This is a genomic window from Salinifilum ghardaiensis, from assembly GCF_054491345.1.
In genome coordinates, this window is the sequence record NZ_CM137101.1 from 684176 (window position 1) to 699477 (window position 15302).

A 15302-nucleotide genomic window follows, 5' to 3' on the forward strand; every position below is an offset into this window, starting at 1 on the left:
CGGCATGGCCACCGTCAACCTGACCATGGTCGTGCTGCTGGCCGTGCTGTACTCGGTGGGCTTCTACCTGCTGATGCAGCGGTCGCTGGTGCGCATCCTGCTCGGCGTCGTGGTCATCGGGCACGCCTCGAACCTGCTGCTGCAGCTGGCCGGCGGGCCGCCGGGGCGCGCGCCGTTCATCGGTTCGGCGCTGCCGGCGGAGATGACCGATCCGCTGCCGCAGGCGCTGGCGCTGACCGCCATCGTGATCACCTTCGGGCTGACGACCTTCCTGCTCGCCCTGGCCTACCGCTCCTGGACGCTGCTGGGTGACGACGAGGTGCGCGACGACCTCGAGGACCGACGCATCCGCCGGCTCGAGCGGCAGCTGGCCGAGTCCGAGGAGGGCGAGACCGAGGACGACTCGATGGCCGACGCCGAGGTGCACGAAGACGAGATGCGCGAGGACGAGGGGGCGATCCGGTGACCGTCCTGGTGGCCCTGCCCGTGCTGCTGCCGCTGATGGCGGCGGGGCTGTCGCTGGCGCTGGGCCGGTTCGCCGACCTCCAGCGGATCATCGGGCTGGTGGTGCTGGCGGTCATCATCGCCGTCTCGGGCGCGCTGCTGCACGCCGCCGACCACGGCGGGCCGCTGGTGCTGCAGGTGGGCGCGTGGCCGGCGCCGTTCGGGATCACGCTCGTGGCCGACCGGCTCTCGTCGCTGCTGCTGGTGGTCTCCTCGGTGGTGACCTTCGGCGTGCTCGTGTTCTCCATCGGGCAGCGCATCACCGACTACGGGCGGGAGCGGCCGAGCACCACGTTCCACCCGATGTACATGATGCTCGCGGCGGGGGTGTCGCTGGCCTACCTCACCGGCGACCTGTTCAACCTGTTCGTCGCCTTCGAGATCATGCTGACCTCGTCGTACGTGCTCATCACCCGGCGCACCACGGCCCGGCGGATCCGTGCCGGGATGACCTACGTGATCGTCAGCATCACCTCCTCGCTGCTGTTCATCACGATGATCGCGCTGGTGTACGCGGCCACGGGCACGGTCAACATGGCCGACCTGGGCCCGCGCATCGCGGAGCTGCCCGAGGGGCTCCGCATCGGACTGGCGCTGCTGGTGGTCATCGTGTTCGGCATCAAGTCGGCCATGGTGCCGCTGCACTTCTGGCTGCCGGACAGCTACCCGACCGCGCCGGCGCCGGTGACGGCCGTGTTCGCCGGACTGCTGACCAAGGTCGGCGTCTACGCGCTGATCCGCACCCAGACGCTGGTGTTCGGCCACCAGGCGAGCTGGGACTTCATGCTCGTGATCGCGCTGGCCACCATGATCATCGGAGCGCTCGGCGCGCTGGCGCAGAACGACCTCAACCGCCTCATGTCGTTCCTGCTGGTCAGCCACATCGGCTACATGCTGTTCGGGCTCGGCGTCTACGACGTGGCCGGGCTGACCGGGGTGATCCTGTACGTGGTGCACCACATCACCGTGCAGGCCACACTGTTCCTGGTCGCGGGCTTGATCGCGCGGCGCACGGGCACGGTGGCGCTCACCCGCATGGGCGGGCTGGCGCGCGCCTCGCCGCTCATCGCCGTGCTGTTCGCCCTGCCCGCGCTGAGCCTGGCCGGGATCCCGCCGTTCTCCGGGTTCGTGGCCAAGCTGGCGCTGCTGCAGTCCGGTGTCGGCGCGGGCACGTGGCCGGCCTACGTGGTCACCGGCGGGGCGGTGCTGACCAGCCTGCTGACGCTGTACGCCATGGCGCGCGTGTGGACCCGCGCCTTCTGGGGCCAGGTCAAGGCACCCGAGGAGGATCCGGACCCCACCGACGAGCTGGTCGTGGGCACCGCGACGACGAACCGCCCGATGGTGCTGGCCTCGGCGCTGCTGGTGACCGCGAGCCTGGTCATCGCCGCCGCGGCGGGGCCGCTGGCCGGGATCAGCCGGCGCGCCGCGGAGGACCTGATGCACGCCGAGGGGTACCGCTCCGCCGTGGTGACGACCTCCGAGGGAGGTGCTGCCGGTGAGTGAGCGCGTGACGTGGCGGCACCGCCAGCTGCGGCGGGTGCCGCTGGTGCTCTGGCTGACGCTGGTGTGGCTGCTGCTGTGGGGCACGTTCGACCTGCGCACCCTGGTGTACGGCGTGCTCGTGGCGCTGCTCGTCGCGCTGGTGTTCCCGGTGCCGGCGATCCGCACCGAGCTCGTGGTGCGCCCGGTGGCGCTGCTGCGCCTGCTGGCCTACCTCGCCGCGGACCTGCTCGTGTCGACCGTGCGGGTGTCCTGGCAGGCGCTGCGGTACGGGCCGGGAACGCCCGCGTCGATCGTGGCGGTGTCGATGCGGGCGGACTCCGACCACCTCATCGCCATGGTGGCCAGCGGGGTCTCGCTGGCGCCGGGCAAGTTCGTGCTGCAGATCGACCGCCTCAACCGGATCTGCTACGTCTACGGGCTCGGGGTGACCGAGTCCACCGCGTGGACCGTGCGCCGCGACGTGCTGCAGCTGGAGCGCTTGGTGGTCAACGCGGTCGGCGCGCGGGACCAGGTCGAGCGGGTCGCCGCGCGGGGAACGGAGGGCTGAAGCCGTGTTCTGGGTGTTCGTCGCGACGTTCGGCCTGCTGTGCCTGGCCGGACTGCTCGTGCTCGCCCGCCTGCTGCTGGGTCGGTCCACCATGGACAGGATCGTGGCGGTCGACGTGTTCCTCACGCTGGTCGTGGCCGCCGTGTGCGCGAGCATGGCCGCCCAGCGGAACGGGGCCAACGTGGCGCTGCTGGCCGCGGTCGCGCTGCTCGGGTTCATCGGCACGGTCACCGCCGCCCGCCTGGTCGAGCGAAAGGAGCCGTACCGGTGAACTGGCTCGACGTCCTCTCCGCCGTGTGCCTGCTGTCGGGCGCGCTGTCCTGCCTGCTCGGCGCCGTCGGCGTCGTCCGCTTCCCGGACGTGGCCGCGCGGCTGCAGGCCGCGACGAAGCCGCAGACCCTGGGTTTGCTGCTGATCCTGGTGGGCACGGCGGTGCGGCTGGATTTCGTCTACGCCTCCGGGCTGATCCTCGTGGGGCTGTTCCAGATGCTCATCTCGCCGATCACGGCCCAGCTGGTGGGGCGGGCGGGCTACCGCGCCGACAGCCTCGACCGCAGCACCCTCCGGGTGGACGACCTGGGGGAGCGGTTGCGCCGCGAGGAGCGGGTGCGGTGACGCGCTTCCTGCGCCGCCCGGTGTCCGCACGTCGGATCGGGGGATCTGCGGCGCGGGACGGTCCGCGGGCGCGGTGATTATGATCGAATGGCCGGCGCCGGACGTGCCGTGGAGGCGGTGCGCGCCGGCGTTGCGCCCGCAGGTGCGCCCACAGCGGAGGGAGCTGCCATGCCCAGCACGTGTCCCACCACGCGCAGCACGTGCCGGCGAGTGCTCGCCGGGCTGGTCGTGAGCGTTGCCCTGCTCGGCCTGCCCGGTCTGGCCCAGGCCGCTGCGCCCGCCGAGCCCCCGGCTGCGCGCACCCCGGCGGTGAGCGCCCCGGCGGGGCACGGTCGCGCTCCCGCCGCCGCGGTTCAGGCGCCCCCGGGGCCGGGCCGGGACTCCGGCGCGACCGAGCAGCGCAGCCGGCAGGACATCGCCATCGGCGTCGGCGGTGTGGCGCTGATCGGGCTGGTGCTGCTCTCGCGGCGGGCGCGGAAGAAGCCCGTGCTGTTCGTGAAGTGGAAGAAGTAGTGCCCGCTGCACGTGAAACCATCCAGGTGGTCGGTTTTGGCGAGAAGTTCTCCGGACTGATTCCGGGACCGGACTAGACCTCGCGCCGAACCTGTGGGATTTTCACAACTGCCCGTTGGTGATCGGCACCAGGCCGACACCGAGGGGTGTTCGTGGTCCGGCACCGGGAAGCCCCCCGACCGGTGCCGGCCCACCTCTCTTCGAGCGGTTGCGCCGCTTTCTCGATCGGTTCTGCCGAACTCCGCTCACCCGTTCAGCGCAGAGTGGCGACCGATGACCGGTTCCGCGGGCGCCTGCGCTCTCGTCCGCTCTCCTCCTGCGGCAGGATGTGCACCAGCTGGCGACCGCGCCAGCTGGCGAGCGGAGTGCCCGCTGCCGTGCGAGTTCCACCGCCCCCTCGGGAGGACCGCCCGCGCACTGCCCGACCGCGCAGCCGGCCGAACCACGGCCGCGCGCCGGTCCCGCCGTGCGGGCGCTCCCGCGGCTCGACCGGGCCGGACCGGCACCGGAGCCGGGGGCGGTGCCCCGGACCGCTCGCGGCGGTGGGCGGGCTGCTCCCGACCGCGCGTCGTGCTGCGCGGTGAGCTGCACGCGCCGCACCGCTGAACGGTTCCCGCGGGCGGCGGTGCTGCAGTCGCGCGGCTTTTCGGGCGCGGTCGTCGCTGCGCGTGCGCACCGGAGCGGTGCGCGCCGCGGTTCGTGCAACGGACACAGCGAAGCCGGTGCGGGAGATCGGGCGCGGTTCCCGCACGAGAACGGAGGCATGGCGTGACTGCGACGTACTCGCACGGTTCGCCCGCGGAACGGGCAGGCGACGGTTCCCCCGGCGGGAGCGCCGCCGAGCCGCTGACCGGTCGCGGCGGCACCATGTCCAGTGTGGAATCAGGTGTGGTGGACCTCGGTGCGGGACGCGGTCCGGCCTGGTTGGACGACTGGCTGGCGCGCCGCGGCGAGCGGATCGTGTCGTGGCGGCGGCACCTGCACCGCCGGCCGGAGCTCTCGCGAGCGGAGCACGGGACCACGGCCCTGCTGAGCGACCTCCTGCAGCAGGAGGGGCTGAACCCGCGGCCGCTGGACGTCGGGACCGGACTCGTGTGCGACGTCGGCGATCCGGCCGGACCGACGATCGCCCTGCGCGCGGACATCGACGCGCTTCCGGTCACCGAGAGCAGCGGGCTGCCGTACTCCTCCACCGAGGAGGGAGTGGCGCACGTGTGCGGGCACGACGCGCACGCGGTGATCACGCTGGCGGCGGGCCTGGCGCTGGCGCAGGTGCCGGACCTGCCCGGGCGGGTCCGGCTGGTCTTCCAACCCGCCGAGGAGGTCATGCCCGGCGGGGCGCTGGACGTGCTCGCCGAGGGGTGGCTCGACGGGGTCGACCGGATCTTCGGGCTGCACTGCGACCCGCGGCTGCCGGTGGGCTCTGTCGGAACCCGCGCGGGCGCCATCACTTCCGCCGCCGACCTGCTGGAGCTGCGGCTGAGCTCGCCGGGCGGGCACACCTCGCGCCCGCACCTCACCGCGGATCTGGTGCACGCGCTGGGCACGGCGATCACGGAGGTCCCCGCGGTGCTGTCCCGCCGCGTCGACCCGCGGACCGGGACCGTGCTGACCTGGGGCGCGGTGCACGCCGGCGAGGCGCCCAACGCCGTTCCGCAGCAGGGCGTCCTGCGCGGCACGCTGCGCACCGGTGACCGGGACACCTGGGCCAAGCTCGAACCGCTGGTCTCCGAGATCGTGCACAGCCTGCTGGGGCCGCTGGACGTGGGCATCGACCTGCACCACCGGCGCGGGGTGCCGCCGGTCGTCAACGACGGCACGAGCACGGCCCTGCTGCGCGCCGGGGTGGCCGAGGCGCTCGGCGAGCACGCGCTCAGCGGTACCCCGCAGTCCTCCGGCGGCGAGGACTTCGGCTGGTACCTGGAGAACGTGCCGGGGGCCTTCGCCCGGCTCGGCGTGCAGGGCGAGGGCGTGCAGACCGGGGACCTGCACCACGCCGGTTTCGCGCTGGACGAGCGGGCGCTGTTCGTCGGGGTGCGCACGATGGTGCACACGGCGCTGCACGTGCTGCGGCAGTACACCGGCGGTCAGGAACCGGCCGGACCGGGGGCGTGAGGCCGTCGGGCGCGGCTGCGGGGCCCTGGCCGGGGGCCAGCTGCCCGGCCCGGTCGCGGGAGGGCGGCCGCGGCGCCTCCTGCGTGCCGGGCCGGTCTGCGCGGGGACGGGCCCGCGCACCGCGCCACGGAGTCACCCGATCGAAGTGAACGTGTGCGGTAGCTGCCCGGATCGCGGGGTTGCGCGGCTCTCCAGGGCATGACGTCGAACACCGCATGGAACGACCGCTGGCAACGATGCGCCGAGGACCTCACCCCGCCGGGCCGGTTCTGGGACGAGACGCTGCACGGGGCGCTGTCCCGGAGCGCCGCGGAGGAGCTGCTCGGACCCGCCGTCGTGGGCGAGGCGGTGCGCGAGGGGACGTTGCGGGAGCCGTGGACCGGGGTGGTCGTGCCCTCCTCCCGGATGCGGGATCCGCTGACGCGCGCCGCGGCCGGCGTGCTGCGTGCCGGCGACCGCGCCGTGCTGTCCGGGCCGACCGCCGTGGCGCTGCACGGCTGTCCGGCCGCTGCGGAGCGCACCGTGCACGTCACCGTTCCCTACGACCGCGACCCGCGACCAGGCCACGGGCTGGCGGTGCACCAGTCGTGGATCCGCGAGTCCGACGTCGTCGAGCTCGACGGGCTGCCGGTGCTCGCCCTGGACGTGGCGCTGGCGGAGCTGTTGTGCACCGGGCCGCACCGGGTGGCGCTGGCGAGCGTGGAGCAGGCCTTCGCGCTGCTGGGCGAGCGGGCGGAGCGCTTCCGGACGCGCTTGGCCGAGCGCCTGTCCAGCCGCAGGGACCGGCGGGGCACGCGGCAGGCGGCCGGGTTGCTGGAGCTGGCCTGGTGTCCCCCTGCGGAGGAGGCGCATTCGCTGCGGGACGGGGCCTGACCGCACAAATACTGTTATTTTTATCAGGAATCATGTTATCTTTTGCGTGATGCGTGAGTCGGGGCCGCGGGGCTCCCGGTGGAAAGGACCGACGTGACGGCGAACCCGGGCGACTCCGCTGCGACTGCGGAGATCAACCTCGTCCTGCTCGACGTGGGCGGGCCGATCTACGACGACGTGGTCTACCGCGACGCGCTCCTGGGAGCGGCGCGGGAACTCGCCGGCGAGCGCGGCGCCGACGTCGACGCCGAGGCGTTCCAGCGCGTCTACGACGAGTGCCGGCAGGCGCAGCGGGGCTCGCTGCGCACTGCCGTCGCCGAGCGCTTCCTCACCGCCGCGGACCGCCCGGAGCTCTCCCGGCGCGCCGCTGCGCGCTGGGAGTACCCGCCGGAGGCGCTGTACCCGGACGTGCTGCCCGCCCTGCGCGAGCTCTCCGGGCAGTACGCGATCGCGGTCGTGGCCAACCAGCGCTCCCTCGTCGTGGACGCGCTGCGCCGCGACGGGGTCGCCGAGCACGTCGACATCTGGGCGATCTCCGAAACCGTGGGTGCCGAGAAGCCCGACCCGGCGATCTTCGAGCACGCGCTGCAGCAGGCCGGCGTGCCCGCCGAGCGCGCCGCGCACGTCGGGAACCGGCTGGACACCGACGTGCGCGGCGCCCGGCGCCTCGGCCTGCGCACCGTGTGGGTCGTGCGGGGCGAGGCCCCGCCCGAGCCGACGCCGCAGCAGCGGGCGGAAGCGGACGCGACGATCCCGGGGCTGGCGGAGCTCCCCACCGCGTTGCGCCGCCTCACCTCCGCGTGACGAGCAGGACGGGCAAGGAGGTTCGGCCGTGACCGAGCTGTTCGCCGGCGTCGACGTCGCCACGGCGAACGTGCGCGTGCAGATCCACGACCCGCGCGGACGGGTGCGGGCCGCGGCCACGCGCGCGTTGCCGGAACCGGTCCGCGACGAGTGCGGGGCTTCCGAGCAGGACGCCACCGCCTGGTGGCCCGCCGTGCGGGCGTGCCTGCGCGAGTGCTGCACCGCCCTGGGCGAGCGGAGCGCCGCGATCTCGGCCCTGTCGGTGTCGGCGACCTCGGGCACCGTCGTGCTCGTCGACGAGACGGGCGCTCCGCTCGGCCCGGCGGTGATGTACGACGACCGCCGCGGGGTGCGCGAAGCCGGGATCGCCGCGGACGCCGGCCGCGAGCGGTGGCGGCACAGCGGCATCGTGCCCTCCGCGGGGTCGGGGCTGGCGCACCTCGCCTGGCTCGTGCGCCGCAGCCGCGAACCGGCGGCGCGCGTGTGCCACACGCCCGACGTCATCGCCCGGGAGCTCGTCGGAACCGCCGTGCCCACCGACACCAGTCACGCCCTCAAGAGCGGCTACGACGCCGTTCGCGGCGAGTGGGCGAGCGAGGTGTTCGACGCCCTCGGGGTGCCCGAGCACCTGCTGCCGGAGGTCGTGCTCCCCACCACGCCGCTGGGCACCGTCAGCGCGCACGCGGCCGAGCAGACCGGGCTGCCGGTCGGCTGCGTCGTGCGCGCCGGCATGACCGACGGGTGCGCGGGGCAGCTGGCCTGCGGCGCGGTCGGCACCGGCGAGTTCGTCACCGTGCTCGGCACCACGCTCGTGCTCAAAGGGGTCAGCGAGCAACCGGTGTCCGACCCGAGCGGAGCGGTGTACAGCCACCTGCACCCGGAGGGGCTGTGGTTGCCCGGCGGTGCGGCCAACATCGGCGGGTCCGCCCTGTCCGACCTCGACCCGGACGGCCTGGCCGAGCGGGACGAGGCGGCGCAGCGGCGCGGCCCGGCCGGCGTGGTGAGCTACCCGCTGCGCGGCGAGGGGGAGCGGTTCCCCTTCCGCGCGGACGAGGCCGCCGCTTTCACGCTCGGCGAGCCGGCCGATGCCGTGGAGGACTACCGCGCTCGGCTGGAAGGCGTGGCCTTCGCCGAGCGCCTCGCGCTGAGCCGGCTGGAACAGTTGGGTGCTCCGGCGGTGGGGCCCGTCCGCACCGCCGGAGGCGGCTCCGCCAGCCGCGTGTGGTGCCGGATCCGCGCCTCGGTGCTGAACCGGCCGGTGATGCGGATGCTCCGGGCCCGCACCGCCCTGGGAGCGGCGGTGCTGGCCGCCACCGGCAGCGCGCACACCGGCTTGGGCGAAGCTGCCGCTGCCATGGTCGGCTCGGGCGAGGTCGTCGAACCGGAGCCGGCGGAGGTCGACCGCCTCGACGAGAACTACCGGCGCTTCACCGCCGAACTGCGCAGGAGGGGGTGGCTGTGAACCGCCGCGTTCACGGGCCGACGTTGCGGCACGGGCGCGTGCGCAGTTCGGTGACGTAATCCGCGGGAGCGCCGGCGGACTCGGCGGCATCGGCGATCAAGCCGAGGTAGCGCGCCGACGGCAGACCGCCCTCGTAGGCCTCGAGCACGTGCAGCCACGCCAGCACCGGACCGTCGAGGGTCTGCACCCGCAGGCGCAGCTTCCGGTACATGCCGAGCTCCGTGCCCTCCCAGCCGTTCATCCTCCGCTCGTCGAACTCGCTGAGGTCGTACAGGACGGTGAAGACCTGGGCGTCGGACTCTTCGACGATCGTGGCGAGGGCGCCTTCCCAGCCGTAGTCCTCCCCGCCGAAGGTCAACCGCCAGTCCATCAGCCATCCCGTGCCCGCCATCGGTGAGTGGGGGGCACGCGTTGTCATGTAGTTGGGATCCATGTTGGATCCGTATGCGGCGTACAGCGGCACATGTCACAGGGTAGCGATCGATCGCCGTGAACGAAGCCCGGAGGGCGAAATCCCTGGCCGTGGTGCATGCCATCGCGTGTCACCACCCATATTGCCGGAATCGCTCGCCGCGTACCGTGAGTGCCGGTGCCCACACGCGGAACGGGAGGCGAAGTGACCCGCATCGTGATCATGGGAGGCGGCCCCGCGGGGTACGAGGCGGCCCTGGTCGCCGCGCAGCACGGGGCGGACGTCACGCTGGTCGAGCCGGAGGGCTTGGGTGGGGCGTGCGTGCTCTACGACTGCGTGCCCTCGAAGACGTTCATCGCCTCCGCCGGTGCCCGGTCCTCCTTCCGCGACGCGCGCGACCTCGGCATCCGCACCGGTGACGTGGACGCCGACGTGGAGGTCTCGGTCGTGCACGGTCGGGTCAAGGGCCTCGCGCTGGCGCAGTCGGCCGACATCCGCTCCCGCGTGCGCCGCGAGGGCGTCAAGATCCTCCCCGGGCGGGCCCGCTTCACCAACACCCAGCTGGGCATGGCCCAGCACCACATCGGCGTCGACCTCGCCGACGGCGGGTTCGAGGAGCTCATCGCCGACCAGGTCATGATCGCCACCGGTGCGACCCCCCGCATCCTCCCCGGCGCCGAACCGGACGGCGAGCGCATCCTCACCTGGCGCCAGCTCTACGACCTGCCCGACCTGCCGGAGCACCTCGCCGTCATCGGCTCCGGTGTGACCGGTGTCGAGTTCGCCTCCGCCTACACCGAGATGGGCGTGAAGGTCTCGATGATCTCCAGCCGGGACCGCGTGCTGCCGCACGAGGACGCCGACGCGGCGCGCGTGCTGGAGGAGGTCTTCACCGAACGCGGCACCGAGGTCGTCAAGCACGCGCGCGCCGAGCGGGTGGAGCGCACCGACTCGGGCGTGCTGATCCACCTCGCCGACGGGCGGCAGGTGGAGGCCAGCCACGCGCTGATGACCGTGGGCTCGGTGCCGAACACCGACGGCATCGGCCTGGAGCGGGTGGGTGTCGAAATCGACCGCGGTGGCTACACCCCGGTCGACCGCGTCTCGCGCACGAACGTCTCCGGGGTGTACGCGGCCGGGGACTGCACGGGGGTGCTGCCGCTGGCCTCGGTCGCCGCGATGCAGGGGCGGATCGCCATGTGGCACGCGCTCGGCGAGGGCGTTTCCCCGATCAAGCTGAAGACCGTCGCTGCCAACGTGTTCACCCACCCGGAGATCGCCACGGTCGGCATCAGCCAGCAGGCCATCGACTCCGGCGAGGTTCCGGCGCGCACGGTCACGTTGCCGCTGGCCACGAACCCGCGGGCGAAGATGGAGGGGCTGCGCCGCGGGTTCCTCAAGGTCTTCTGCCGCCCGCAGACCGGTGTCGTGGTGGGCGGCGTCGTCGTCGCGCCGAACGCGAGCGAGCTGATCCTGCCGATCGCGATGGCGGTGCAGAACCAGGTCACCGTTGACGACCTGGCCAGCACGTTCTCGGTCTACCCCTCGTTGTCCGGCTCGCTCACCGAGGCCGGCCGGCAGCTGATGCGCCACGACGACCTCGACTGACGAGCCGCCGGTCGGCGGCGCCGCCGACCGCTCGGGTGTACGTTCCGCCCGGGAGGTTCCTCGAGCTCGCGGGAGGTGGCCGATGCGCTCGCAGGTGCTGATCTACGACGGTGACTGCGGCTTCTGCACGCGCTGCGTCCGCATCGCTGCGCGCCTTCCGGTGCGGATGCGCGTCGTGCCCTGGCAGGAAGCCGACCTCGCGGCGTACCGCACGACGACCGAGCGGGCGCGGGGCGAAGTGCTGTGGGTCGCTGCGGACGGCCGCGTGCTCGGCGGTGCCGCAGCGGTGGCCGGGGTGCTGCGCTCGGCGGCGCTGCCGTGGCGCGCGCTCGGGCGCGCGCTGGACCTGCCCGGGGTGCGGTTCCTGGCCGAGCGCGCCTACCGGTGGACCGCCGACCACCGGCATCGGCTGCCGGGCACGACACCCGCGTGCCAGCTCCCCCCGCACGAGCGTCCGCGCGGGACGCAGCCGGAGTGAACCACGGGGCGCTCCGGCGTCTCGGACGGAAGTTCGAGGAATGCACGGGCGAACCCTGGCCGATAGGTCGACTCGGCATGTCTTTTCGGCCGAGTCGCAGCAGTCCTCTCCCTCCGTAACGTCGCAGGTGTCGGAAACGGCGGGCCGGTGGCCCCGCATCGGTGGCCCCGCATCGGTGGCTCCGCACCGGTGGCCCCGCGTTCGCATCGGTCCGATGTGGACTCTGCACGTGCGGCCTGCGAGGGGGAGGACGATGGTCGGTCAGGCATTCGCGCCCGAATACCGGGGTGCGCTGGGAGAGCTGTCCGTGAACGCGTCGTACGCGGACGTGCTGCAGCAGGCGCGGGAGCGCTCCCGGCACAGCGCCAACGGGGGCGAGTTCGCGCAGGCGCGGCTGGCGGAAGCGGAGGCGTGCCGCAGGTTGGGCGAGCTCACCGCTGCGGAGGAGGCGTGGCGGTCGAGCTACCGCGCCTCGCAGCACCGCGAGGACCGCGCCGGCATGGCCTGGGCGCTGTGGAGCGGCGGAACGCTGGCCCGGCAGCGCGGGCGGATGCGGCTGGCGCTGCGGTGGCTGGTCCGCGGGCGCGATTTCGCCTGGGAAGCGGGTGATCTGCTCGCGCACGGGTACACGCGCGCCGGGATCGCGGAAACGCTGCGCATTCAGGGGGATTACGTTCGGGCGCGTCCGCTGCACGAGGAGCTGCTCGCCGAGGCGCGGCAGCGCGGGGAGTGCCGGCACATCGTGTGGTCCTTGGAGGGCCTGGCGCAGATCGACCGGCAGGAGGGGGACCTGTCCGCTGCGTGGGACCGCTTCTCCGAGGCGCAGCGCGTCGCCGAGGAGGGCGGTGACGACCGGGGGAGCGCGTGGGCGCTGCGCGGCATGGCCGACGTGCGTTCGTTGTTCGGCGAGCACGAGGAGCCGCTGCGGCTGCTGACGCGGGGCGAGCGGATCTGCCGGGACATGCGGCTGGACAGCGCGTTGGCCTACAACCGCAAGATGCGCGGGAACGTGCTCTTCCGTGCCTGCTGGCACGGGGAGGCCGCACGGGTCTACGAGGACGCCTGCCAGCGCTTCGCGGAGCTGCACGAGCCGCGCGGGCTCCTGCTCGCCCGGCTGGGGCTGGTGAAGAGCAGGGCGCGGCTCGGTCGACCACGGAGCGAGACGGAACGGCATTTGCGGGAGCTGCGCGACACGGCTCAGGGGCACGACCTGCCCGGGCTCACCCGGCTGGTCACCGAAGCCGCAGCCGAATTCTGCCCGGACGCCTCGCTGTAGGGAGGAGCTGCAGGGGAGGGGCTGCAGGGGAGGGGACAGCCCCAGGACCCGCTCCCGGCCGCGCGGGAGGCTTCAGCGGGTGCGTTCACTCGACCCAGTCGAAGGTCTTCGTCACCGCCTTCTGCCACTGGTGGTACTGCTGCTCGCGCTGGTCCGCCGGCATCTGCGGAGTCCACTCCTTGTCCAGCTGCCAGTTCGAGCGGACGTCGTGCGTGCTGGTCCAGAATCCGACGGCGAGCCCGGCCGCGTAGGCAGCGCCGAGCGCGGTGGTCTCGTTGACCACGGGTCGCACCACGGGCACGCCGAGGATGTCGGACTGGAACTGCATGAGCAGCTCGTTGAATACCATGCCGCCGTCGACCTTCAGCGACTTGAGCGGCACACCGGAGTCGGCGTTCATCGCTTCGATGACCTCGCGGGTCTGGAACGCCGTGGCTTCCAGCACCGCGCGGGCGAGGTGCCCGCGGTTGACGAAGCGGGTCAGGCCGACGATCGCGCCCCGCGCGTCCGCGCGCCAGTGCGGGGCGAACAGGCCGGAGAAGGCGGGGACGAAGTAGGTGTCGCCGTTGTCCTCGACCGTGCTCGCGAGCTGTTCGATCTCGGGGGCGGTGGCGATCATGCCGAGGTTGTCGCGCAGCCACTGCACCAGCGAGCCGGTCACGGCGATCGAGCCCTCGAGGCAGTACACCGTGTGCTCGTCGCCGAGCTTGTACCCGACGGTCGTGAGCAGGCCGTTCTCGCTGAGCACCGGCTCGGTCCCGGTGTTGAGCAGCAGGAAGTTGCCGGTGCCGTAGGTGTTCTTCGCCTCGCCCGGCGACAGGCACGCCTGCCCGAACGTCGCCGCCTGCTGGTCACCGAGGATGCCGGCGATCGGGACCCCGCCGAGGGCGCCGCGCTCCCGGAACTGCCCGTAGACCTCCGAGGAGGAGCGGATTTCCGGCAGCATGGACATCGGGATCCCGAACTCGGCGCAGATGCCCTCGTCCCACTGCAGGGTCTCCAGGTCCATCAGCAGGGTGCGGGAGGCGTTGGTGGCGTCGGTGATGTGCAGACCGCCGTCGGTCCCGCCGGTGGAGTTCCAGATGACCCACGTGTCCATGGTTCCGAACAGGATCTCGCCGCGTTCGGCGCGCTCCCGCAGACCGTCCACATTGTCCAGCAGCCAGCGGATCTTGGTTCCGGAGAAGTACGGCGACAGCGTCAGGCCGGTCTTGCTGTGGTACCGGTTCTGCCCACCCGCACCGGAGGAGAAGTAGTTCACCAGGTCGACGGTGCGGGTGTCCTGCCAGACGATCGCGTTGTGCACGGGCTTGCCGGTGTTCTTGTCCCACAGCACCGTCGTCTCGCGCTGGTTCGTGATGCCGCAGGCGGCGATGTCGCCGGTGACGAGGTCCGCCTTCGCGAGCGCCCCGGCGCACACCTGCCGGACGTTCGCCCAGATCTCCTCCGGATCGTGCTCCACCCAGCCGGCGCGGGGGAGGACCTGCCGGTGCTCCACCTGCTCCGAGGAAACGACGCGCCCCTCGCGGTTGAAGACCATGCAGCGCGTCGACGTCGTTCCCTGGTCGATGGCGGCGATGTAGGAGGTCATGTGCTGCTCACCTTCCTGTGTACGACGGTGTGCCGATCCAGCCGGGTCCTGCTGGTGCTGCGGCGCACCGCTCCAGCCGGACCCGGTCCCCAACAGCAACGGCACGCGGAATGTCCCAGCGGAGCCCTCCTACGCTCCGGTGGCGGGGAGGAGGAGGGCGACGGCTCCGGCGAGCCCCCCGCCCAGGAGCGGGCCCAGGATCGGAACCCAGGAGTAGTCCCACCCGGCGGTGCCCTTCCCGCGGATCGGCAGGAACGCGTACGCGATGCGGGGGCCGAGATCGCGGGCCGGGTTGATGGCGTAGCCCGTGGGCCCGCCCAGCGAGTTGCCGATGGTCATGACGACGAACGCCACCCCGGCGTAGCCGAGCGCTGCGTTCCCGAACTCCGGGATGCCCGGTACGTCGCCGGGGGTGGCCTGCGGGGACTGGATGATCCAGAACACGAGGACGAACGTCCCGATGATCTCGGTCACGGTGTTCCACGGCTTGTTCGGCACGGTCGGGACGGTGGAGAAGATGCCGAGGGTGTTCGCCGGGTCGTCGTGCGTGTCGAACTGCAGCTTGTAGGCGGCCCAGCACAGCACGGCGCCGATGCAGCCGCCGACGACCTGCGCGACCACGTAGACGGGGACCTCGGACCACGGTGTCTGCCCGTTGACCGCCATCCCGAACGTCACCGCGGGGTTGATGTGCCCGTCCGTCGGCGCCGCAACGCTGGCACCGGTGAACACCGCGAAACCCCAGCCGACGTTCACCATCAGGAAGCCGCCGCCGTGGCCGAGCGTGCGGCTGAGGGTTACGTTCGCCACCACGCCGCAGCCGAGCAGCGTCAACAAACCGGTTCCGAGGGCTTCCCAGAGGAATATTTCGCCGTAGCTCATACCGCCGTTCCTTCACGCCTCGGCCGTTCCGGGCAGGGCACTCCAGCAGGGGCGCTCCAGCAGGGCGCTCCCGATGTCCGACATGGAACGAGTCGGAACAGTACTGCCGCATCGCA

16 protein-coding genes are annotated in these 15302 nt (G+C 72.7%); 13 read left to right on the forward strand and 3 right to left on the reverse strand.

Annotated features, from left to right (window positions below):
* Positions 1–4: 4 nt before the first annotated feature.
* From ACVGV0_RS03030 to ACVGV0_RS03075, 10 genes are all read left to right on the forward strand, one after another.
* Positions 5–466 (forward strand): Na(+)/H(+) antiporter subunit C, encoded by a 462-nt coding sequence (locus tag ACVGV0_RS03030; RefSeq protein ID WP_459159905.1) that lies wholly within the window; start codon positions 5–7, stop codon positions 464–466.
* Positions 463–2010, forward strand: a complete 1548-nt coding sequence (locus ACVGV0_RS03035; protein ID WP_459158327.1) for a Na+/H+ antiporter subunit D — start codon at positions 463–465, stop codon at positions 2008–2010. The genes ACVGV0_RS03030 and ACVGV0_RS03035 overlap by 4 nt, the downstream gene beginning before the upstream one ends.
* Entirely contained in the window at positions 2003–2557 is a 555-nt protein-coding gene (locus tag ACVGV0_RS03040; RefSeq protein WP_459158328.1) for a Na+/H+ antiporter subunit E, read from the forward strand. The genes ACVGV0_RS03035 and ACVGV0_RS03040 overlap by 8 nt, the downstream gene beginning before the upstream one ends.
* A gap of 4 nt (positions 2558–2561) precedes the next feature.
* Entirely contained in the window at positions 2562–2828 is a 267-nt protein-coding gene (locus tag ACVGV0_RS03045) for a monovalent cation/H+ antiporter complex subunit F (RefSeq protein ID WP_459158329.1), read from the forward strand.
* Positions 2825–3172 carry a monovalent cation/H(+) antiporter subunit G gene (gene mnhG, locus ACVGV0_RS03050; RefSeq protein ID WP_459158330.1) on the forward strand — a complete coding sequence of 116 codons (348 nt, stop codon included), beginning with the start codon at positions 2825–2827 and terminating at the stop codon, positions 3170–3172. The genes ACVGV0_RS03045 and mnhG overlap by 4 nt, the downstream gene beginning before the upstream one ends.
* 168 nt (positions 3173–3340) lie before the next feature.
* On the forward strand, positions 3341–3685 hold the full coding sequence (locus ACVGV0_RS03055) for a hypothetical protein (protein ID WP_459158331.1): 345 nt from the start codon (positions 3341–3343) through the stop codon (positions 3683–3685).
* 846 nt (positions 3686–4531) lie between these two features.
* Complete coding sequence (locus ACVGV0_RS03060; RefSeq protein ID WP_459159906.1) at positions 4532–5800, forward strand: amidohydrolase; 1269 nt, start codon at positions 4532–4534, stop codon at positions 5798–5800.
* Between the two features lie 198 nt (positions 5801–5998).
* Positions 5999–6673, forward strand: a complete 675-nt coding sequence (locus ACVGV0_RS03065) for a hypothetical protein (RefSeq protein ID WP_459158332.1) — start codon at positions 5999–6001, stop codon at positions 6671–6673.
* A 93-nt stretch (positions 6674–6766) separates the two neighbouring features.
* Positions 6767–7477 carry an HAD family hydrolase gene (locus ACVGV0_RS03070; RefSeq protein ID WP_459158333.1) on the forward strand — a complete coding sequence of 237 codons (711 nt, stop codon included), beginning with the start codon at positions 6767–6769 and terminating at the stop codon, positions 7475–7477.
* A 28-nt stretch (positions 7478–7505) separates the two neighbouring features.
* Entirely contained in the window at positions 7506–8939 is a 1434-nt protein-coding gene (locus ACVGV0_RS03075) for an FGGY-family carbohydrate kinase (protein ID WP_459158334.1), read from the forward strand.
* 10 nt (positions 8940–8949) lie between these two features.
* Here the strand turns inward: ACVGV0_RS03075 and ACVGV0_RS03080 are convergent, their stop codons facing one another.
* On the reverse strand, positions 8950–9402 hold the full coding sequence (locus tag ACVGV0_RS03080) for a gamma-glutamylcyclotransferase (protein ID WP_459158335.1): 453 nt from the start codon (positions 9400–9402) through the stop codon (positions 8950–8952).
* A 153-nt stretch (positions 9403–9555) separates the two neighbouring features.
* Here ACVGV0_RS03080 and ACVGV0_RS03085 point away from each other — a divergent pair, with 153 nt between their 5' ends.
* The 3 genes from ACVGV0_RS03085 (at position 9556) to ACVGV0_RS03095 (ending at position 12713) form a co-directional block, all read left to right on the forward strand.
* Positions 9556–10959: an NAD(P)H-quinone dehydrogenase gene (locus tag ACVGV0_RS03085; protein ID WP_459158336.1), complete on the forward strand. Its 1404-nt coding sequence runs from the start codon at positions 9556–9558 to the stop codon at positions 10957–10959.
* A gap of 82 nt (positions 10960–11041) precedes the next feature.
* The gene (locus tag ACVGV0_RS03090) at positions 11042–11437 is read left to right on the forward strand and encodes a thiol-disulfide oxidoreductase DCC family protein (protein WP_459158337.1); all 396 of its coding nucleotides are present in this window, start codon (positions 11042–11044) and stop codon (positions 11435–11437) included.
* Between the two features lie 253 nt (positions 11438–11690).
* Positions 11691–12713: a tetratricopeptide repeat protein gene (locus tag ACVGV0_RS03095; RefSeq protein WP_459158338.1), complete on the forward strand. Its 1023-nt coding sequence runs from the start codon at positions 11691–11693 to the stop codon at positions 12711–12713.
* 85 nt (positions 12714–12798) lie between these two features.
* Here the strand turns inward: ACVGV0_RS03095 and glpK are convergent, their stop codons facing one another.
* Both glpK and ACVGV0_RS03105 read right to left on the reverse strand, forming a co-directional pair.
* Positions 12799–14304: a glycerol kinase GlpK gene (glpK, locus tag ACVGV0_RS03100; protein ID WP_459158339.1), complete on the reverse strand. Its 1506-nt coding sequence runs from the start codon at positions 14302–14304 to the stop codon at positions 12799–12801.
* Between the two features lie 129 nt (positions 14305–14433).
* Positions 14434–15186, reverse strand: coding sequence for an MIP/aquaporin family protein (locus ACVGV0_RS03105; RefSeq protein WP_459158340.1), 753 nt, complete (start codon positions 15184–15186; stop codon positions 14434–14436).
* Between the last annotated feature and the right edge of the window lie 116 nt (positions 15187–15302).